The following is an 18,432-nucleotide window of genomic DNA, read 5'->3' as shown; positions in this document are numbered from 1 at the left end:
GAGAAACACCCCGGGAATTACAAAATCGGCGAAAGAAGTCTTGAAATCGATTCTTTAATGCGGATCCACAGCGAACGCTCCTGATATTCTTCATACGTATATTTTCTGGAGACGAGCAGATCTTCTTTAAATGAGGAAATGAGTTTTTTCGCAATGGTGACGTCATAAATAAAGGCGTTGACTTCAAAATTAAGTCTGAAGCTTCTGACGTCGATATTCGCCGTACCGACTGAAGCCGTCTCATCATCGACGACAATCGTTTTTGCATGAATAAAGCCGTTATCGTAAATGTAGACTGAGGCTCCGGCTTTCAAAAGATCGCCGATGTAAGATAAAGTCGCCCAGTAAACGAAAGCGTGATCCGGCTTGTTCGGAATCATGATTTTGACGTCGATGCCTGACAGACAGGCGATCCTGAGGGCATCTAAAAGACTTGAGTCAGGAATAAAGTAAGGCGTCTGAATCAGGATCGACCGTTTGGCCGTTGAGATCATCTTGATATAGCCGTTTTTAATTTGTTCCCATTCTGAGTCCGGTCCGCTCGTGACAATCTGCATCCCGACGTTGCCCTTCGGCTCGCATTCCGGAAAATGATTCGGAACGTATGTGAGCGTATGATGATGGGAGGCTTGGTTCCAATCGAGGATAAACCGTGTCTGAATGGCGTGTACCGCCGTGCCTTGAAGCCTGAGGTGCGTATCGCGCCAGTAGCCGAATTTCGGATTCAGGCCGAGATATTCATCTCCGACGTTAAAGCCGCCGACATAGCCGGTTTCGCCGTCAATGATGACGAGCTTGCGGTGATTCCGATAATTGAGCCGCAAATTAATCGGACGAAGCCTGGAAGGAAAAAAGACTTCCACATGGCCGCCGGCGTCCCGCAGCGGTTTGAAGAATTTTTTTCTGAGTGATCTTGAACCGAGTTCATCATATAACACTCTGACTTTTACGCCTTCGCGTGCTTTTTTCACTAAGGCATCGCGCAATTTTTTTCCCAGTTCATCACCTTTATAAATATAGTATTGAAGGTGAATGTGATCTTTTGCGTTGGAAATGTCCTTCATTAAGCGTTTGAACTTATCGCGCCCGTCCGTCAAAATCTCCACCGAATTATCCTCTGTAAAGACTGCGTGGTTGTTCATGACAAGCATATAGATGAGGTCTTTATTATCCACAGTCGCTCTGTTGTTAAATTGGAATTGCCTCGACTTCAGATCCTTCAGCTGAGACTTCAGCAGCTTTTCAATCCCGATTTTTTTACGGTCTTCCCATTGAAACAGATGCTTGCGTCTCAGGTTATGGCCGAATAACAGGTATAAAATAAACCCTAAAATGGGAATAAAAAAAAGAACCAAGAGCCAAGCCCATGAAGCGCTGGCATCGCGTCTTTCTTTAAAAATCATGATGACGGCCAAAAGTATATTTAAAACGAAAAAAAATCCGAATAAAATAAATGAAATGCTCACTTTGCAACCCCGCTATATCATATTTATCAAGACTGTGCCCATTAGTATTCCGACAAGTGCAGCAATCTGATTCCCATTTCAAATTATAACATTGACATTTTGAAAGAATAAAGAGCCGGAATCAAAGATGAATGCAGTTTTCTTTCAAAGAAAGTTCCGGGTGCGGTAAAATATGCATATATGAAAAAGAAGACAAAAATGACAGCAAAGGGGAGAGGGCATGAAGCTGGAGCATGCGGAACAATTGCCGGGATTCATAAAAAAAGAAATTCAGAAAATACAAATCGCCATCGCGCCGCTGATGAAAAAAAGCATCATTTACCGTTTTCTTGCTTTCCCGCTCGCCGCTTTTAGTCTGTTTCATCTGGCATCGCTTTTGATTCAGGCCCCTTCCGGGAGAGGAGCTCTCGTATCGGCCGGCATTTTTGCCCTCCTTGCGGCTCTGGGTCTTGCGTTTTTTAAGGAAGCCGGCTATCAGCGGAAACAGGTGCAAAAAACGATCCGCCTTTATATGCTGAACAGAATCAGAAAAAGCGACATTCTGTCCGAGGAACGGAAAAGCGCCTATACCCGGCTGATTGCCGAGGAGCCGTCTGCGATGAAGAGCTTTATTGAATTTTTAACGGAAGAAGACCGGAAAAAAGAAATGCTTTATTAAAAAAGAGCTGACACGCGATCAGCTCTTTTTGTCATTCAAACACCGGGTCGTTCTCATAGTAATATGAATCAGGCGTGTCATACGTATCAGTGCTGTGATAAGCGATAATTCCGATGACAGCGAAGATGACGACTAAAATAAAAGCGAGAATGCCCAATACCACACTGGATGCCGCGTAAAAAAACTGCATTTTGATAAATGACGCGTAATGTGCAAGCATATTTTCTTCCGCGTTTTCTTCTAGTCCTTCCTGAAGGGCGGCAGCCGCTTTTGCCGAGCGCATCAGCATGACGCCGGAAATGATGAGCAGAACCCCCGGAATGGCTCCGAGCAGCGTCACAATGGCTGACAGAGCGGAAAGAGAGCCCGTGATGATCAGAAACACGGCGGTGATCTTTCCCCATTTGGCGATGTCGGCAAGGGAACGGGCTTTTTTATTGAGCGGCTGGTTTTCGTCTTTGTCTTTATCGATGGTGATCATGACAGTTCTCTCCCTAAAATGTTCAAGTCATATCGTTTTCCGTCCATTTCGGCGATACCCGGGAATACGCCCCATTCGGTAAAACCGAATTTTTCAAACAGCTTAATGCTCGGCACATTATGTCCGAAGATAAAAGCCATCAGGCTGCGGATGCCGATTGCCGGAGCGAGTGCCAGGGCTTCTTTCAGCAGAAAGCTTCCTGCTCCTTTGCCGCGGCAATCCTGATGCAGATAGATGCTGATTTCCGCCGTTTTGTCATAGGCAGGACGGCCGTAAAACGTTTCAAAGCTGATCCAGGCCGCCACTTTGCCGGTTTCATCTTCCGCGACCATCAGCGGGCGCCGGTCCGTGTGCCGCAAAAACCAATCCATCCGGTCTTCGGGCGTCACTTCTTCCGTATCAGCCGTTACCATTCGTGAGGCAATCGTCGAGTTGTATATGGCCACCACCGCATCTAAATCCTCCAATACGGCTTTGCGCAGGGTCAAATTCATATTCCGGGATCTCCCTTCACATTTTATTACATAATCAAGTGCAATCTGCACATACTATTTCCAAAAAAGTTTTTTATGAATGTGTATATATTTTCAGAAAAGTGTTCAGAATGTTGCTGAGGTGATGAACAAATGAGAGAGGAAGAAAAGAAAACTTCTCAAGTCAAAAAACTTCAGCGGTTTTTTCGTAAACGCTGGATATTCCCTGCAATCTACTTAGTCAGTGCGGCCGTCATTTTAACAGCTGTCCTTTGGTATCAATCCGTTTCGAATGATGTGAAGGACAATCTGACGAACAACGGCGGAAACTCCGCGTATGACAGCGGCAAAGACGATGCCGTCGAAGTAGGCAAGTCAATGGAAAACGTCGCAATGCCGGCTGCTCATTCTGAAAATGTTTCTGTTGTGAAAAAGTTTTATGAAACTGATGCCGCAAAAAAAGAGAAAGAAGCAGCACTTGTTAACTATAATAACACGTACAGCCTCAGTAAAGGAATTGACTTAGCTGAGAAAGACGGAAAATCATTTGATGTTTCTGCTTCTCTGAGCGGTACGGTTGTTAAAGCTGCTAAAGACCCGGTACTGGGATATGTGGTTGAAATTGAACACTCAGACGGCCTGTCTACTGTCTATCAGTCTTTATCTGAAGTCAGCGTCGATCAGGGCGACAAAGTAAAGCAGAACCAGGTCATCGGTAAATCCGGAAAAAACCTTTACAGTGAAGAAAGCGGAAATCACGTGCACTTTGAAATCCGCAAGGACGGCGTAGCGATGAACCCGCTCAATTTTATGGACAAGCCGGTAACATCTATTGAAAAAGCGGCGGCTGAAGAGAAAAACGCTGTGACAGAAGAAACGGAAGGGTCAATTCAGCAGTCTTCCGAGAAAAAAGATGTGACGCCTAAAAAAGAAACCGAAGAAAAACCAGGTGACAAAGAGGACGGCACAAAAGACAAGACAGATGGTAAAGATGACGGCTCAATGAAAGATTCGGGCAAGTAATCTTGATCCCAAAGCGCCTATCAGCTCAGATAGGCGCTTTTCATATTCCCGCATGTGCCTTTATACTAGTAGAAAAAGAAGGAGATGCTGAATGAATAAATGTCTGGCGGCCGGGTGGCTCGTCTTTGTTTTCGTTTCGGCTTTGACGGAAAGCTTTCACGATATGATTGTGTCGCAGACGGTGTCCTTCCGTTTCACGCCGCATCCGGATGTGTCCGGTTTCTTTGTGTTCGATATGGCGGAGCTCGCCATACCGGAAGCGGCGATTCAAAAGCTCGGGCACGCGTTTTCATTTTTTGTGCTCGCCTATTTGTTTTTCAGGGAGCGCAGGCGCATGAAGAGGGCGGTGCTGTATGCATTGGCCGCCGCTTTCCTGACAGAAATCGTCCAGCTCTTTTTCGGCAGAAACGGATGCCTCCGCGATGTGCTGATTGACAGTCTCGGCATTGCCGCATTTTGTGCTTTACAAAGGAAAAAGCACACAGCCAAACATACAAAAACCGGCAGTCTGTGACAGACGCCGGCTTTTTTTTTTATATATTATGGTTTGTCGATTTGCTTTTATGAACGATACTTTCATAGATTCGCACGATCAGATCGACAATCGGACGAAGCACATTTGAAAATCTGAACAGCAGGAATCCGACAATGAGGGAAACGATAATGCTTCCGAGCACATCGATCGGATAATGGTGGCCGACCCAAATTCTTGAGAAGCCGGTCAAAAGGCCGAAAATCACAAGCGGCCAGCCGAGTTTTTTGTTGCGGAACAGAATCGCAATTGAAATCGCCAAAGCGCCTGTCGTATGGTCACTCGGAAATGAAGCATCCGCGGCATGGGGGATCAGCGTATGAACCGTATGCTCGACAAAGGGGCGCGGCTCGACATAGACTTTCGTGATGAGGTAGTTGATGATAAGCGCTGCAACACCCGTGAAGCCCGCGTACAGGGCGTTTTGTCTGCCTTTTGTGCTTCCGAACAGCCACATGGCAAGCAGGAAAAGGGCGTAGGCGTAAATGGCGTATTCCGTAATAAATACCATGATAGAGTCGAGAATGGCACTATGGTGCGACAAACCATTGATCGCTTTAAATAGTTCGTAATTCACAAATATCACCTTTTATCTTTATTTTATATGAACAGTGTAATGCTTTTTTCTATGAGACACAATTGGTATTAAAAATAATCATAAAAAAGTAAACAGAATGAAACGTGACTGTATTACTGTGCGTCAAGTATGCGGGAAAAGAATAGCCGAAGGAGTTTTGTCCGTTGCTGAAACGTTTGAAAAACGCCGATCTGCCGCTTGTGTTTGTCATTATGCTGCTTTGCGGATTCGGCTTGTTAATGGTGTACAGCGCCAGTGATGTGATGGGGTCTCAGCGGTATGGAGATCCATCCTATTTCTTCCATAAACAAAGTACCTCTTTACTGATCGGATTATGCTTATTTCTATTTGCCGCCTGTCTGCCGTATAAGCGGTATGCGCGGCTTGTACCGCTGTTTGTGGTCGGTTCGCTGGTATTGCTGCTGCTCGTATTGATACCGGGAATCGGGCTGGAGCGGAATTTTTCCCGCAGGTGGCTGGGAGCGGGCCCGCTTGTCGTACAGCCGTCTGAATTGGCTAAGATCGCGATGATTTTGTATTTCGCTTCGATTTATACGAAAAAGCAGCCGTACATTCATCAATTTGTGAAAGGGGTTCTGCCGCCTTTAGTGATTTTGGGAACTGCTTTTCTGCTGACATTGGCGGAGCCTGATTTAGGGACGGCTTCCTTAATCCTGGCGGCGTGCGGGTCGATTTTATTATGTGCCGGCTTGAAAAAGCGCCATCTGTTCGTGCTCGGCGCGACGGCGGTGTCCGGGGTTGTTTATCTCGCATTTTCCGCTTCCTATCGTGTGAAGCGCCTCGTTTCCTTTACCAACCCGTTTGGTGACGCGAACGGGGACGGCTATCAGCTGATTCAATCCTATTTTGCTATTTCCGGAGGCGGGTTTTTCGGAAGAGGGCTTGGAAACAGTGTTGAAAAAATGAACTATCTGCCTGAGGCGCATACCGATTTCATTATGGCCGTGATCAGCGAAGAACTGGGGATATTCGGTGTTCTGATCGTTTTGGGATTATATTTTGCGTTAATGCTTCTCGGCGTAAAAACGGCCGTGCGGGCTGATGACCCGTTCGGGAAGCTTCTTGCCATCGGAATTACGTTTCAATTAATGTTTCAGGTTGTATTGAATTTGGGAGCGATGAGCGGACTTCTCCCGGTTACGGGTGTGCCGCTTCCGTTTATCAGCTACGGCGGTTCTTCATTAATTATGACGCTGTTTTTGTGCGGCATACTGGTCAATATCAGTACATATGCGAAAAAACAACCCGTACGGCATAAGCGGCCTGTCCCGCATGAAAAAAAGGTTTCTTCTTTTTAATGAAGCTAGAAAAAACGCCCGGGACATTTCTGTCTCCGGGCGTTCTGCCTGTTTATAAAGCTCCTGGTCCTTCTTCTCCGGTGCGGATATTAATCGTGTTTCCGATTTCATAGACGAATATTTTGCCGTCTCCGGGCTCTCCCGTTTTCAGCACTTTTTTCGCCGTTTCCACGACTTGATCAACGGGGACCTTGCTGACAACGATTTCCACTTTCAGCCGTTCATACACATTGCTTTCAATTTTGACTCCGCGGTACAGTTCGGTGTGGGCTTTTTGAAGGCCGCAGCCGTGTACGTTGGAGAAGGTCAGCGATGTGACTCCGATTTTACCGAGTTCCTGTTTCAATGTTTCAAACTTAGCCGGACGCGTAACGATTTCTACCTTGAACATTTGACCGCTCATCTAAGCCACTCCTCACTTTATAAGTCCTGATATGCTTTTTCCCCGTGCATCGTTAAATCAAGCCCAAGTGACTCTTCTTCTTCACTGGCGCGAAGGGGAATGAACAGACCTACAATTTTAATGATAACGAAAGTGACAATAAATACAAATACATAGGTTGCCGCAATGGCCGCAATCTGCTTCCAGAGCAGTCCCGGATCGCCGTAAAACAGCCCGTTTGCCCCGCCGTCATTGACGGAAGTGGTTGCGAATAAACCGGTCGCGATGCCGCCCCATGTGCCGCCGATCCCATGCAGGCCGAAAGCGTCAAGCGCATCATCATAACCGAAAGTCTTTTTGAGCCAATAAACGCCCCAAAAGCAGACAAGCCCGCCGATGAAACCGATTACAATGGAAGAGAACGGCGTAACGAACCCGGCAGCCGGCGTAATGGCGACAAGCCCGGCGATAGCGCCTGATACAGCGCCCAGCATGGTCGGTTTTTTATTCAGCATCCATTCGATTAAAATCCAGCCGATAATTCCGGCTGCAGCCGCGGTGTTTGTGTTAATGAAGGCAAACATCGCGATACTGTCAAGCGTGAGGGCGCTTCCGACATTGAAGCCGAACCATCCGAACCAGATGAGCGCTCCGCCCAAGAACGTGTAAATTAAGTTGTGAGGCGAAGCAGCCGTGCCGTCCTTGCGTTTCCCGAGCACAATCGCCAGCACAAGCCCGGCGACTCCGGAAGAAATGTGGACGACGTTTCCGCCTGCGAAGTCAAGAGCGCCCATTTGGCCGATCCAGCCGCCGCCCCATACCCAGTGCGCAACGGGCGTATATACGAGGGAAGCCCACAAAAAGGAAAATACAAGAAAAGCACTGAATCTCATGCGTTCAGCAAATGCTCCGGAAATAATGGCAGTCGTCAGTACGGCAAACGTCATTTGGAACATCATGAACAAGGAATGCGGGATCGTATCACTGTAACTTCCGGGTTCAAAGCCGACCCCCTTCAGCCCCGCCCATTCAATCCCGCCAAGCCATGTATTGCCGGGGGCAAAAGCAAGTGAATATCCGTACAAAACCCAAACGACGGATACGATGGCGAGAGAAGAAAAACTATGCATCGCCGTGCTGAGCACGTTTTTGCTTTTTACCATTCCGCCGTAAAACAAAGCCAGCCCGGGGGTCATCAGCCACACGAGTAAAGCGCAAAAGAACATAAATACTGTATCGCCCATCTGCATGTTGTATTCCTCCGTATCATTCAGAATGTAATTGTGATTAATTCATTATTATAGAGAAAAAAGAACGATAAAACATTTTCGTGTAAGGTTATCTGACATGGTTTTTTGCGTTCATAATGCTGCTTTTTCAAATGGGTGTCGTGCGACTTTATATCCATAAAAAGAGCGCCGGAGCACGGCGGAAGAAATCCTGTCCGGGAAAGAGTAAAATAAACGGGGTGAGAAACACTAACTGCATCAGGAGGAATCATTATGACAACATCATTAAATCTGCAATTTGAAAAAACGGCTTTGGTCCTTATTGATTTACAAAAAGGCATTGTGCCGATTGATAAAAGCGGTACCGTTGTGCCGAACGCGAAAAAATTAATTGATGTGTTCCGGGAAAAAGGCGGATTTATCAGCTTTGTGAACGTGGATTTTCATGACGGAGCGGATGCGCTGAAGCCGCTGACGGATGAAGAGGCGGCGGGCCATTCGGCTCCGCCGGCGGACTGGGCTGAATTTGTGCCTGACATCGGAGTGAAAGAAAACGATTATACGGTAACAAAACGGCAGTGGGGCGCGTTTTTCGGCACGGACCTGGACCTTCAGCTCAGAAGACGGGGAATCGACACGATTGTGTTATGCGGGATTGCGACAAACATCGGGGTGGAAAGCACGGCGCGAGAAGCTTTTCAGCTCGGGTATCAGCAAGTTTTCGTAACTGACGCGATGGCGACATTCAGCGATGAACAGCACGAAGCGACACTCAAGTTTATCTTCCCGAAAATCGGCAGAAGCCGGACGACGGAAGAATTTATCGCACAGACAAAATGACAATCTCCAAAAAAAGACGCGTCCTGTTCTTGACGGCCGTGGCTTCGGGGACGATGCTGAACCCATTGAACTCGTCGATGATTTCTCTTGCGCTTCACAGTATTCAGCATGAATTTCACCTGTCGTTTACAACGGTGTCCTGGCTGATATCGTCCTTTTATCTGGCCAGCGCGGTGGCGCAGCCTGTTACCGGGAAGCTCGGTGATATGCTCGGCAGGAAGAAGCTGTTTTTGATTGGGCTTCTGCTTGTTGCCGTCTCGGCGGTCGGCGCGCCGTTTGCGCCGACTTTTATGACTTTGCTGATCATGCGTCTTTTTCAATCGATCGGAAGCAGCGCGATATATCCGTCCGGCGTCGGATTGATCCGTTCCAATATACAGGAGAAGCAGGCTTCGGCGCTGGCCGTCCTGTCAATCTTTGCATCAGCCATGACGGCGCTCGGTCCGACTCTCGGCGGTTTTCTGATCGTTTGGGGAGGGTGGCCGGCAATCTTTTTCGTCAATCTGCCGTTTATCATTCTCAGCTTTTTTCTCGGAATGTATATGTTTCCGAAAGATGAAAAACGCGAGATCGGCGGCTTGAAAGGCGTGCTCCGCCAGCTTGATACGATCGGGATACTCCTGTTTGCCGGAGCGATTATCCTTCTCCTGTCGTTTTTATTGTCCTTCAGTACGAAGCCTCACTATACAGAAGGCGTATTCGGGCTTTTGTTTGTCGGGCTGTTTATCTGGCGCGAGCTGAAAACAGAGAAGCCGTTTATTGATGTCAGGCTGTTTAAAACGCATCGGAAACTATCGTCGGTGTATATTCAATTTATTTTGCTGAATATATTCTTTTACTGCATCTTTTTCGGGCTTCCGAGCTATTTTCAGGATGAAATGCATTTGTCCGTTCAGACAAGCGGGTTGATTATGCTGTTTATGTCGGGCATGAGTATTCTGGTGTCGCCTCTGACCGGAAAATGGATAGATAAGAAAGGGCTTCTTCAGCCGATTGTTGCCGGAACCTGCCTGACTGCGATCGGGGCGGTGCTGTTAACGTTTTTCTTTCTTCAGGCGCCCATGATAGGAAAAGGGCTGATCCTGTCCGTGCTGGGTGTCGGCTACGGCTTCGGAAATGTCACGTTTCAGGCGGCCATGCTGAAAACGAGCCCCGCCGACATGGTCGGAACAACGTCCGGCCTGTTTCAGACCTGCCGGTATCTCGGCTCGATTTTGTCTTCTGTCATTTTGGGCATTCTTTTCGGAAAAGAAATTACCGCCGGCCATTTTCATATGCTTGGGACGATTCTTATCGTTGTCGGCGCTGTAAGCCTTTTGATGGCGTTCCGGTTTTCGGTTCTCCTCAAAAAAGCCTCTTAACAGGCGCGAAAAAAAGAGACGGGCTCTCCCCGTCTCTTTTTTTGTGTAATGTGCTCAAAAATCAAAACGATTATTGTCGACAGCGACCAATGTTATTTACGGAATTTTCAGTTATATTTTTTCACATGTGATGTAAGGAAAACGCACATGCGGGAGGGAGAAAATGAAAAAAACAACGAGTGATCGGCTAAGCAACAAAGATTTACTGCCTTTAGAAGACGGCGAACGGACATGGAAAGCGGTGAATTTTGCATCCATCTGGATGGGCTGTATTCATAATATCCCGACCTACGCGACTGTGGGCGGGCTCATTGCGATCGGCCTTTCTCCGTGGCAGGTGCTCGCCATTATCGTGACGGCGTCACTCATTTTGTTCGCCGCTTTGGCCTTGAACGGCCATGCCGGAACGAAATACGGACTGCCTTTTCCGGTCATTATCAGGGCTTCTTACGGAATATACGGCGCTAACATTCCGGCGCTTCTCAGGGCGTTTACAGCCATCATGTGGCTCGGAATTCAAACATTTGCCGGGAGCACGGCTTTGCACATTCTGCTTTTGAACATATGGCCGGGCTGGGGGAGTCTCGGCGGAGATTGGAATATATTCGGGCTTCATTTGCCGGGCTTTCTGTCGTTCATTTTCTTTTGGGGCATTCATCTGCTTGTACTGCGGCACGGCATGGAATCAATCAAAAAATTTGAAGTGTGGGCGGGCCCGCTTGTTTATCTCGTCTTCGGCGGCATGGTCTGGTGGGCGATAGATATTGCCGGCGGGCTCGGACCGATTTACTCACAGCCGGGAAAGTTCCACACCTTTTCTGAAGCGTTTTGGCCGTTTGCCGCCGGAGTGACGGGCATTATCGGAATATGGGCGACGCTGATTCTGAATATCCCTGACTTCACCCGGTTCGCCGCGTCGCAAAAAGAACAGATTCGCGGCCAGTTTTACGGCCTGCCGGGAACGTTTGCGCTGTTCGCGTTTGCAAGCATCACGGTGACATCCGGATCACAAGTAGCATTCGGAGAACCGATTTGGGATGTGGTGGAGATTTTGGCCCGGTTTGATAATCCTTTTGTTATCGCTCTTTCGGTCATCACACTTTGCATCGCCGCCGTCTCGGTTAACGTGGCGGCAAACATCGTGTCACCGGCCTATGACTTGGCGAATGTCCTGCCGAAGTATATTACATTCAGGAGGGGAGGGTATTTGGCCGCCGTTTTGGCTCTGTTCACAATACCGTGGAAGCTGATGGAGAGCGCCACGAATGTTTATGCGTTTCTCGGGCTCATCGGCGGGATGCTCGGACCGGTGGCCGGGGTGATGATGGCTGATTATTTTATCATCAGAAAAAGGCAGCTCTCAGTTGAAGACCTTTATTCGGAAACCGGACAGTACACTTATTACAAAGGCTATAATTACCGGGCCTTTGCCGCGACTTTTCTCGGCGCGTTTATTTCTTTAATCGGGATGTACGTCCCGGCGTTCGCCGGCATCTATGATATCTCCTGGTTTGCGGGTGTCATTTTGTCATGTCTCGGTTATACGGCGCTTATGTATATTCATCCTCCTTATGTAAAAGCGGCGGGACGAATCGTGCGGGAAAGAGCGGCCGAATAAAAAAAGCCGGGGGCTGCCCCCGGCTTTTTGTCATATCAGTCTGCGATTGAAACGTTTCCGTCCGCTTCAAGCGGCGTTCTTTTTTTCTGGCTCCAGCCATACAGGAGCAAAGCAATCAGGACGAACAGCCCCGCTGCCAGATAAATCGAATGGAATCCGGCCGAAGCGACAAAGAGGCCGAATACATAGGATCCGCCGGCAATCCCGCTGTCAAAGAAAGTGAAGAAGGTAGCCGTCGCAAAGCCTGAACGGTGTCCGGGCGAGTTCTGAATCGCCAGCGTCTGCATGCACGGTACGATAGAGCCGTATCCGAGACCGATTACGGCACCGGACAAGAGAAGCATGAGGGCGCTGTTTGTCATCGCCAGCATGCAAAGCCCCGCGGAGAACACGATAATCGACGGATAGATGACGATTCCCGGCCCCACTCTGTCAAACAGCTTTCCTGTGAAAGGACGGGCGGCCATCATCGTCACGGCGAAACAGACGAAGAAATAGCCGCTGACATCCAACAGGTGGATCGTCTTGGCATAAACGGATAAATATGAAGTCACACTTGAATAACAGAAAGAAATGGACAACCCGACAATCGCGATTTTAAGCGCGCCTTTTTCAAACATGTCGGAGAAAGAAAAACGGAAGACAGTCGTTCCGCTGTTGTTTTGATCCGGCACACGAATCATAAAAGCAATCAGCAAGCCTAAAGAAACAAATACGGCAAAAATCGTAAAGAAAACCGGGAACGAAATGACTTTCACAAGACTCAGTCCGAGAAAAGGACCGATCGCCATGGCAAGGTTCATAGACATCGCAAAATAACCGAGCCCCTCGCCGCGCCGCTTGGCGGGAATAATGTCAGCGGCAATTGCGCCCGTAACCGTCGTTAAAATGCTGAACCAGATGCCTTGGAAAAAACGCAGTCCGAGCAGGAGATAGAAATTGTGTAGCGGCAAATACAGATAAGAAGACAGGGCGAACAGCGCCAAGGATACAATCGTCATTCTTTTCTTGCCGAACCGTTCAATAATCGCCCCTGAAAAAGGACGGGTGATAATAGCAGATAACAGGAACAGGCTGATCAAAAGCCCTCCTTGCGATTCACTGCCGCCAAGCTCCTGAATCATATAGATAGGCAGCACGGCCAAAAATGTATAAAAGAACACAAAGACAAATAAATTCACGAGTACGACCATAATAAAATCTTTGGTCCAGATCGAGTCAGATTTACTCAAAAGTACAGCACTTCCCTTTCTTTTCTATTTCGTTAAAAACACATTCAGAAACTCAGAAAAAGCTTCCTTATCTCCATCTTGGAAATCCGCAAGCATGTCTTCCTCGAACTTCAGCATCTCTTGATTGATGCTGTCGTATTTCAATTCAGCTTCCTTCGTCAGGACGACGAGCTTTTCCCGCTTGTCTTCTCCCTGTTCCCGCTGAATCCAGCCGTTTTCTTCAAGGCGTTTGATCGTTCTGGTAACGGTCGGCGCCTCTACGTTCAGATAGGACCAGATTTCTTTTTGGGTCATCGGTCCGATCGTTTTTAAGCAATATAGGATTGACCATTGAGAGGAGTACAGGCCGAATGGTTCCAGCCGTTCATTGGCTTTCTTCGTAATCAGGCGGGCGCATTGATTGATTTGGTGAATGAGGCGTCTGTTGACGTGGATCATTTCCGTTCTCCTTTTCAAAAAACTTACCTAAGTAACTAATTGTGCTGTTTCATTCTACAGCAGGATCGCGCGGATGTAAACCCCCCGATCAAAAAGCAGAAAATTATGACCCGCCCCTTGTCCTTATTGAGTTTTTAGCATATTCCCAATTCATTGCTAATACACTGTTACAAACCTATCAAAGAGAGTGTTTGAGGTGAGGGATCGTGGGCATATTTCTAAAACCTTCTTATATAATCGGACAACGAAGAAGCTGCATCATCAGTGAATCTGTTACAGAATACGGATCTCATTTCACACTTCTCACATCCAACTGGGGAGGTCGAGTGGTGTGCACGATTACATCAAAGAGCGAACAATCAAGATTGGCAAGTATATCGTGGAGACGAAAAAAACCGTTCGTGTCATTGCGAAAGAGTTTGGTGTTTCCAAAAGTACCGTACACAAAGATCTGACAGAGCGCCTGCCTGAAATCAATCCTGACTTGGCGAATGAAGTAAAAGAAATACTCGATTATCATAAATCCATCAGACATTTAAGAGGGGGAGAGGCGACGAAACTAAAGTACAAGAAGGATGAAATTCTTGAAGGGGAGCCCGTTCAGCAGCCGTAGCGCCTGACGTCTGCCGGGCCCTTTTTTCTCCTCCCGGGCGGTTTCGCGAATATCCGCAAAATTTTGTCAAGAACTTATATCGTTCAGCAGCTTTTTTTTGATAAATTATGATAATATATATAATTAGGGCACAATGTGGATATTTTACTGTGAAACAGATATCAAGGAGGATATAAATAGATGTTTGCAAGGGATATTGGAATTGACCTCGGTACTGCAAATGTACTGATCCATGTAAAAGGAAAAGGAATTGTTCTGAATGAGCCTTCCGTTGTGGCACTTGATAAAAACAGCGGCAAAGTGCTGGCTGTCGGTGAAGAAGCCAGACGAATGGTTGGACGTACACCTGGGAATATTGTTGCGATCCGTCCGCTGAAAGACGGCGTAATCGCAGACTTCGAAGTAACAGAAGCCATGCTGAAACATTTCATTAATAAGCTGAATGTAAAAGGACTTTTCTCAAAACCGCGCATGCTGATCTGCTGCCCGACGAATATTACATCCGTTGAGCAAAAAGCGATTAAAGAAGCAGCTGAAAAAAGCGGCGGAAAGCATGTGTACCTTGAAGAAGAACCAAAAGTTGCCGCTATCGGCGCGGGTATGGAAATCTTCCAGCCGAGCGGTAACATGGTTGTTGACATCGGAGGCGGTACGACAGATATCGCAGTTATTTCTATGGGCGATATTGTCACCTCCTCTTCTATTAAGATGGCTGGGGACAAGTTTGACATGGAAATCTTAAATTATATCAAACGCGAGTATAAGCTGCTGATCGGTGAACGTACCGCTGAAGATATTAAGGTGAAGGTCGCAACGGTTTTCCCAGACGCACGTCATGAAGAAATCACCATCCGCGGCCGTGACATGGTTTCCGGTCTGCCGAGAACGATTACAGTAAACAGCAAAGAAGTAGAAGAAGCCCTTCGTGAATCAGTTGCCGTCATTGTGCAGGCCGCCAAGCAGGTTCTTGAAAGAACACCGCCTGAATTGTCCGCTGACATCATCGACCGCGGCGTTATCATTACCGGCGGGGGAGCGCTGTTAAACGGGCTTGATCAGCTTCTTGCCGAAGAGCTGAGGGTGCCTGTTCTTGTTGCTGAGAACCCGATGGATTGTGTTGCGGTCGGAACCGGCGTCATGCTGGATAACATGGACAAGCTTCCAAAACGCAAACTGAGCTGATGATAAAACCTCATTCTGAAAAAGAATGGGGTTTTTTTCTGTCAAACCCTTCACGAACGGGAATGTAAATCCGATAATAAGAAAAAATGCTGATTTTCATTATAGAACAAATGTTCCGGTGAGGCAACTGGAAATAATGCTATTTCAGAGGTGGAAGACTTGTTAAAAGGATTATATACCGCAACGTCCGCAATGATTACACAGCAGAGAAGAACGGAAATGCTGTCAAATAACATCGCAAACGCGAATACATCAGGGTACAAAGAGGATCAAGGTTCAATCCGCGCCTTTCCCGAGATGCTTCTGAGCCGAATAGAAGGCGATAAAAAAACGAAAATCGGTTCCGTCAACACAGGCGTATACATGCAGGAGCTGAAACCGTTGTTTACGCAGGGAAGCCTGAAAACGACCGATCAGCCGACGGATATCGCGCTGATGGAGAATCAGGTTCCCAAGAATGCCGAAACGAATGAAAACGCCGAGCTGTTTTATCCCGTGCAGACCGCAGGCGGCGTCCGCTATTCAAAAAGCAGCACTTTCTCATTAAATGAAAACAATCAGCTTACGATAAACGGAAACCTTGTGTTATCAACAAACGGACAGCCGATTACAGTCGACAATGAAAAATTCACCGTATCAGAAAACGGAACGGTCACGACAAACGGCCGGCCGGCGGGGCAGATTGATATCAGAATGGAAGAAGACGTGCGCAATCTGAAACGGGACGGCAATGACCTATACAGCACGGCCGACGGCTCTGAACTGCCGAGCGCGGCGGCGAATCCCCAAGTCTCGTATTCATTAAAGCAAGGCGTCTCGGAGCTTTCGAACGTGGACGTGACGAGCACGTATACAGAAATGACGGAAGCATACAGATCATTTGAAGCCAATCAAAAAGTCATTCAGGCTTACGATAAAAGCATGGATAAAGCCGCAAATGAAATCGGCAAAGTGTAACAAAATGGGGGACATTCAATTATGATGCTCAGATCAATGCTGACGGCTTCAACAGCCTTACATCAGCTTCAGCAGCAGATGGATACAGTCAGCAGCAACCTTTCAAACAGTGATACGACAGGCTATAAAGCGAGGGACTCCCGCTTTTCCGAGCTGATCAGACAGCAGTATGACCATATAGATGACAAAAAGGAAAATTCGCCGAACATGCGGAAAACGCCGCCCGGTCTGCGTCTCGGCGCCGGAACGGTCATGACTCCGCAGCTGGACTCAGGGCAGGGAAGCATCAAAAAAACCGACCGTGACCTTGATATCGCGTTCACATCACCTTATCAATATCTTCAGGCAGAAGCGGACGGACGGCGGGTGTATACAAGGGACGGCTCACTTTCCCTCAAGCCGGCCGGCGGAAATGACCGGCTGCTTCAGCTGATGACAGCGGGAGGCAATCCCATTCTCGATGAGAACGGTCAGCCCATACAAATTGACAGTTCGCTGACTCAGCTGAAAATCAGCAAAACCGGAACGCTGACTGCTTCAGACCAGGCGGGAACCCGTTCGCAGACGTTTAATCTCGGCATCGTCAATGTCAATAATCCGCAGGCGCTTCATGCGGAAGGGGATAATCTGTTTTCCGTAAACGGCGCGGGGGCTTCAGCGATTGAAGAGCTTACCGGCGCAAACCGGCAGGCAATCGGCATGGAGCAGGGCGCGCTTGAAGGTTCAAATGTCGATATGTCAAAAGAAATGACCGACTTAATCGTGTCTCAGCGTTCCTATCAGCTGAACAGCCGCACGATTACATTGGGAGACCAAATGCTGGGCTTAATCAACTCAGTGAGATAAAAGAAGGGGCGTTTTGATCAGCCGCGCATGATAAAAAATGCGGCTTTCTCAAAATCGCCCTTTTTTTTGTAGTAATCAGTAATATCCTGAAGCAGCACTTCCAAATCCACCCACGCTTCAATTTTCTGCAACTCCAGCACAAGCTTCTGCAATCGGTCGTACGGGTCCTCCTGAGCGGTGTACAGTATGTTGAGCGCGGTCAGCTTCAATTTCATAATCTTGTTCTGCACTTTTTCAGATATGTATAATCCTTTCTGCAGCACGGTTTGTCCTTCGGCGGCAGAGCCGGTTTTAAAAAGTGCTCTGACCGCTTCGTACACACAATGAAGGTAGGAAACGGGAGACTCTTTCTCGAAACGCTGATTGCCCAATACCTTTTTGTAAAAAGGGAGGGCCTCTTTATCTTTTTTCTGGGCGGTCTTTAAAAAACCAAAATTATAATAGGCGTGGCACAGCAGGTTATTGTCATTGATCCGGTCCGTTATCTTTATGGATTCATTGAAGAGCTGTTCTGCGTCGTCATAGCGTGCCTCGTCTATATAATTCACGGCGAGAAGCAGCCGGCAGCTGAGCGTTTTTTTGATGTAGCCGGCTTCATCTTGATAGATTTCCAGCGCTTTATTGACATATTGAATGGAGAGCGCAGGCGACTTCATCATGTAATATGCACCCGCTGTTTTATAATAAAATTCAGCGGCTTCGAAACGGTCCTGAATGGCCGGCAGGTACTGTTCAGCTTCTTTAAAGCGGCAGACAGCACGGTTCGGAGCGCCATTCACCATATGGAATAACCCTTTGAAAAAATAGAAATAATAAGTTAATTCATGATCCATCTCATCTTTGCGCCGCTTCAGCTCGCAGAACAGCTTATTCAGACCGTCTTTTTTCTCAAACAGCAGCTGAAACCGTGCGAAAAACAGCTGATATCTGAGTTTGAGCTTTGCATTCTTTTGTAATTTGGGGAGATGCTGATTGATTTGTTCGTGAAGGGAACGGGCTAGATCGAATTGGCGTTTTCCCATGGCGTCATACCACTCATTCAGCATCACCAGCGTACGTTTTTCAGTAAACTTAGCAATCATCTTCCAACCTCTTTGCATAGGGTAAAAGTCTTTATTTATCATAACACATTAATGGACGAGGCTCATTGCCAGCTGGTTACAGTTTACAGCGCGGTTGAAAAAGAAATTGATTCATAATATACT

At 47.5% G+C, this 18,432-nt stretch carries 20 protein-coding genes; 11 read left to right on the top strand and 9 right to left on the bottom strand.

The genetic code is table 11. From position 1 onward, the window contains the following. Positions 1-17 precede the first annotated feature (17 nt). Entirely contained in the window at positions 18-1,466 is a 1,449-nt protein-coding gene (gene cls, locus V7728_RS02895) for a cardiolipin synthase (RefSeq protein WP_012118648.1), read from the bottom strand. A gap of 220 nt (positions 1,467-1,686) precedes the next feature. Between cls and V7728_RS02890 the strand changes: the two genes are divergently transcribed. Next, positions 1,687-2,124 (top strand): DUF5392 family protein, encoded by a 438-nt coding sequence (locus V7728_RS02890; RefSeq protein WP_007614328.1) that lies wholly within the window; start codon positions 1,687-1,689, stop codon positions 2,122-2,124. Positions 2,125-2,155: 31 nt separating this feature from the next. Here V7728_RS02890 and V7728_RS02885 read toward each other — a convergent pair whose 3' ends face one another. Both V7728_RS02885 and V7728_RS02880 read right to left on the bottom strand, forming a co-directional pair. Further along, the gene (locus V7728_RS02885; RefSeq protein ID WP_007407573.1) at positions 2,156-2,605 is read right to left on the bottom strand and encodes a DUF5362 family protein; all 450 of its coding nucleotides are present in this window, start codon (positions 2,603-2,605) and stop codon (positions 2,156-2,158) included. After that, complete coding sequence (locus V7728_RS02880; protein ID WP_089072492.1) at positions 2,602-3,093, bottom strand: GNAT family N-acetyltransferase; 492 nt, start codon at positions 3,091-3,093, stop codon at positions 2,602-2,604. The genes V7728_RS02885 and V7728_RS02880 overlap by 4 nt, the downstream gene beginning before the upstream one ends. A gap of 138 nt (positions 3,094-3,231) precedes the next feature. Between V7728_RS02880 and V7728_RS02875 the strand changes: the two genes are divergently transcribed. After that, entirely contained in the window at positions 3,232-4,101 is an 870-nt protein-coding gene (locus tag V7728_RS02875) for a M23 family metallopeptidase (RefSeq protein ID WP_007407571.1), read from the top strand. Between the two features lie 91 nt (positions 4,102-4,192). Continuing rightward, on the top strand, positions 4,193-4,615 hold the full coding sequence (locus tag V7728_RS02870) for a VanZ family protein (RefSeq protein ID WP_007407570.1): 423 nt from the start codon (positions 4,193-4,195) through the stop codon (positions 4,613-4,615). A gap of 19 nt (positions 4,616-4,634) precedes the next feature. Here V7728_RS02870 and V7728_RS02865 read toward each other — a convergent pair whose 3' ends face one another. Beyond that, positions 4,635-5,210 carry an undecaprenyl-diphosphatase gene (locus V7728_RS02865; RefSeq protein WP_003151220.1) on the bottom strand — a complete coding sequence of 192 codons (576 nt, stop codon included), beginning with the start codon at positions 5,208-5,210 and terminating at the stop codon, positions 4,635-4,637. Positions 5,211-5,374: 164 nt separating this feature from the next. On the opposite strand from V7728_RS02865, the gene ftsW reads away from it, so the two are divergent. Beyond that, positions 5,375-6,529 carry a putative lipid II flippase FtsW gene (gene ftsW, locus V7728_RS02860; protein WP_015418402.1) on the top strand — a complete coding sequence of 385 codons (1,155 nt, stop codon included), beginning with the start codon at positions 5,375-5,377 and terminating at the stop codon, positions 6,527-6,529. A 52-nt stretch (positions 6,530-6,581) separates the two neighbouring features. Here the strand turns inward: ftsW and V7728_RS02855 are convergent, their stop codons facing one another. Further along, positions 6,582-6,932: a P-II family nitrogen regulator gene (locus tag V7728_RS02855; protein WP_003151222.1), complete on the bottom strand. Its 351-nt coding sequence runs from the start codon at positions 6,930-6,932 to the stop codon at positions 6,582-6,584. 17 nt (positions 6,933-6,949) lie between these two features. Further along, positions 6,950-8,161 (bottom strand): ammonium transporter, encoded by a 1,212-nt coding sequence (locus V7728_RS02850; RefSeq protein ID WP_003151223.1) that lies wholly within the window; start codon positions 8,159-8,161, stop codon positions 6,950-6,952. Positions 8,162-8,413: 252 nt separating this feature from the next. On the opposite strand from V7728_RS02850, the gene V7728_RS02845 reads away from it, so the two are divergent. The 3 genes from V7728_RS02845 (at position 8,414) to V7728_RS02835 (ending at position 11,959) form a co-directional block, all read left to right on the top strand. Beyond that, the gene (locus tag V7728_RS02845) at positions 8,414-8,980 is read left to right on the top strand and encodes an isochorismatase family protein (protein WP_012118644.1); all 567 of its coding nucleotides are present in this window, start codon (positions 8,414-8,416) and stop codon (positions 8,978-8,980) included. Then, positions 8,977-10,341, top strand: coding sequence for an MFS transporter (locus V7728_RS02840; protein WP_082998280.1), 1,365 nt, complete (start codon positions 8,977-8,979; stop codon positions 10,339-10,341). The genes V7728_RS02845 and V7728_RS02840 overlap by 4 nt, the downstream gene beginning before the upstream one ends. A gap of 163 nt (positions 10,342-10,504) precedes the next feature. Further along, positions 10,505-11,959, top strand: a complete 1,455-nt coding sequence (locus V7728_RS02835) for an NCS1 family nucleobase:cation symporter-1 (protein WP_099567152.1) — start codon at positions 10,505-10,507, stop codon at positions 11,957-11,959. Between the two features lie 35 nt (positions 11,960-11,994). On the opposite strand, the gene V7728_RS02830 is transcribed toward V7728_RS02835, so the two are convergent. Both V7728_RS02830 and V7728_RS02825 read right to left on the bottom strand, forming a co-directional pair. After that, the gene (locus V7728_RS02830) at positions 11,995-13,191 is read right to left on the bottom strand and encodes an MFS transporter (protein WP_012118641.1); all 1,197 of its coding nucleotides are present in this window, start codon (positions 13,189-13,191) and stop codon (positions 11,995-11,997) included. 24 nt (positions 13,192-13,215) lie between these two features. Next, positions 13,216-13,629, bottom strand: coding sequence for a MarR family winged helix-turn-helix transcriptional regulator (locus V7728_RS02825; protein WP_007407562.1), 414 nt, complete (start codon positions 13,627-13,629; stop codon positions 13,216-13,218). A 331-nt stretch (positions 13,630-13,960) separates the two neighbouring features. Between V7728_RS02825 and spoIIID the strand changes: the two genes are divergently transcribed. The 4 genes from spoIIID (at position 13,961) to V7728_RS02805 (ending at position 17,227) form a co-directional block, all read left to right on the top strand. Next, the gene (gene spoIIID, locus V7728_RS02820; RefSeq protein ID WP_003151236.1) at positions 13,961-14,242 is read left to right on the top strand and encodes a sporulation transcriptional regulator SpoIIID; all 282 of its coding nucleotides are present in this window, start codon (positions 13,961-13,963) and stop codon (positions 14,240-14,242) included. Positions 14,243-14,422: 180 nt separating this feature from the next. Next, a complete protein-coding gene (gene mbl, locus V7728_RS02815) occupies positions 14,423-15,424 on the top strand; it encodes a cell shape-determining protein Mbl (protein WP_003151237.1) in 1,002 nt (333 codons plus the stop codon). Positions 15,425-15,583: 159 nt separating this feature from the next. Then, the gene (locus V7728_RS02810) at positions 15,584-16,381 is read left to right on the top strand and encodes a flagellar hook-basal body protein (RefSeq protein ID WP_007614310.1); all 798 of its coding nucleotides are present in this window, start codon (positions 15,584-15,586) and stop codon (positions 16,379-16,381) included. A 24-nt stretch (positions 16,382-16,405) separates the two neighbouring features. After that, the gene (locus V7728_RS02805; RefSeq protein WP_099567291.1) at positions 16,406-17,227 is read left to right on the top strand and encodes a flagellar hook-basal body protein; all 822 of its coding nucleotides are present in this window, start codon (positions 16,406-16,408) and stop codon (positions 17,225-17,227) included. A 17-nt stretch (positions 17,228-17,244) separates the two neighbouring features. Here the strand turns inward: V7728_RS02805 and V7728_RS02800 are convergent, their stop codons facing one another. Beyond that, a complete protein-coding gene (locus tag V7728_RS02800; RefSeq protein WP_007407559.1) occupies positions 17,245-18,309 on the bottom strand; it encodes a tetratricopeptide repeat protein in 1,065 nt (354 codons plus the stop codon). Positions 18,310-18,432: the final 123 nt, after the last annotated feature.

The organism is Bacillus sp. JHAA, from assembly GCF_036961585.1.
Taxonomy (GTDB): Bacteria; Bacillota; Bacilli; order Bacillales; family Bacillaceae; genus Bacillus; species Bacillus velezensis.
This window is presented reverse-complemented; position numbering and strand designations above follow the sequence as displayed.

Bases quoted from the DNA above. Each gene is read 5' to 3' on its own strand.
- V7728_RS02890 (WP_007614328.1), top strand. From the start codon at position 1,687: ATGAAGCTGGAGCATGCGGAACAATTGCCGGGATTCATAAAAAAAGAA.
- V7728_RS02885 (WP_007407573.1), bottom strand. From the start codon at position 2,605: ATGATCACCATCGATAAAGACAAAGACGAAAACCAGCCGCTCAATAAA.
- V7728_RS02875 (WP_007407571.1), top strand. From the start codon at position 3,232: ATGAGAGAGGAAGAAAAGAAAACTTCTCAAGTCAAAAAACTTCAGCGG.
- V7728_RS02870 (WP_007407570.1), top strand. From the start codon at position 4,193: ATGAATAAATGTCTGGCGGCCGGGTGGCTCGTCTTTGTTTTCGTTTCG.
- V7728_RS02855 (WP_003151222.1), bottom strand. From the start codon at position 6,932: ATGAGCGGTCAAATGTTCAAGGTAGAAATCGTTACGCGTCCGGCTAAG.
- V7728_RS02850 (WP_003151223.1), bottom strand. From the start codon at position 8,161: ATGCAGATGGGCGATACAGTATTTATGTTCTTTTGCGCTTTACTCGTG.
- V7728_RS02845 (WP_012118644.1), top strand. From the start codon at position 8,414: ATGACAACATCATTAAATCTGCAATTTGAAAAAACGGCTTTGGTCCTT.
- V7728_RS02840 (WP_082998280.1), top strand. From the start codon at position 8,977: ATGACAATCTCCAAAAAAAGACGCGTCCTGTTCTTGACGGCCGTGGCT.
- V7728_RS02835 (WP_099567152.1), top strand. From the start codon at position 10,505: ATGAAAAAAACAACGAGTGATCGGCTAAGCAACAAAGATTTACTGCCT.
- V7728_RS02825 (WP_007407562.1), bottom strand. From the start codon at position 13,629: ATGATCCACGTCAACAGACGCCTCATTCACCAAATCAATCAATGCGCC.
- mbl (WP_003151237.1), top strand. From the start codon at position 14,423: ATGTTTGCAAGGGATATTGGAATTGACCTCGGTACTGCAAATGTACTG.
- V7728_RS02805 (WP_099567291.1), top strand. From the start codon at position 16,406: ATGCTCAGATCAATGCTGACGGCTTCAACAGCCTTACATCAGCTTCAG.
- V7728_RS02800 (WP_007407559.1), bottom strand. From the start codon at position 18,309: ATGATTGCTAAGTTTACTGAAAAACGTACGCTGGTGATGCTGAATGAG.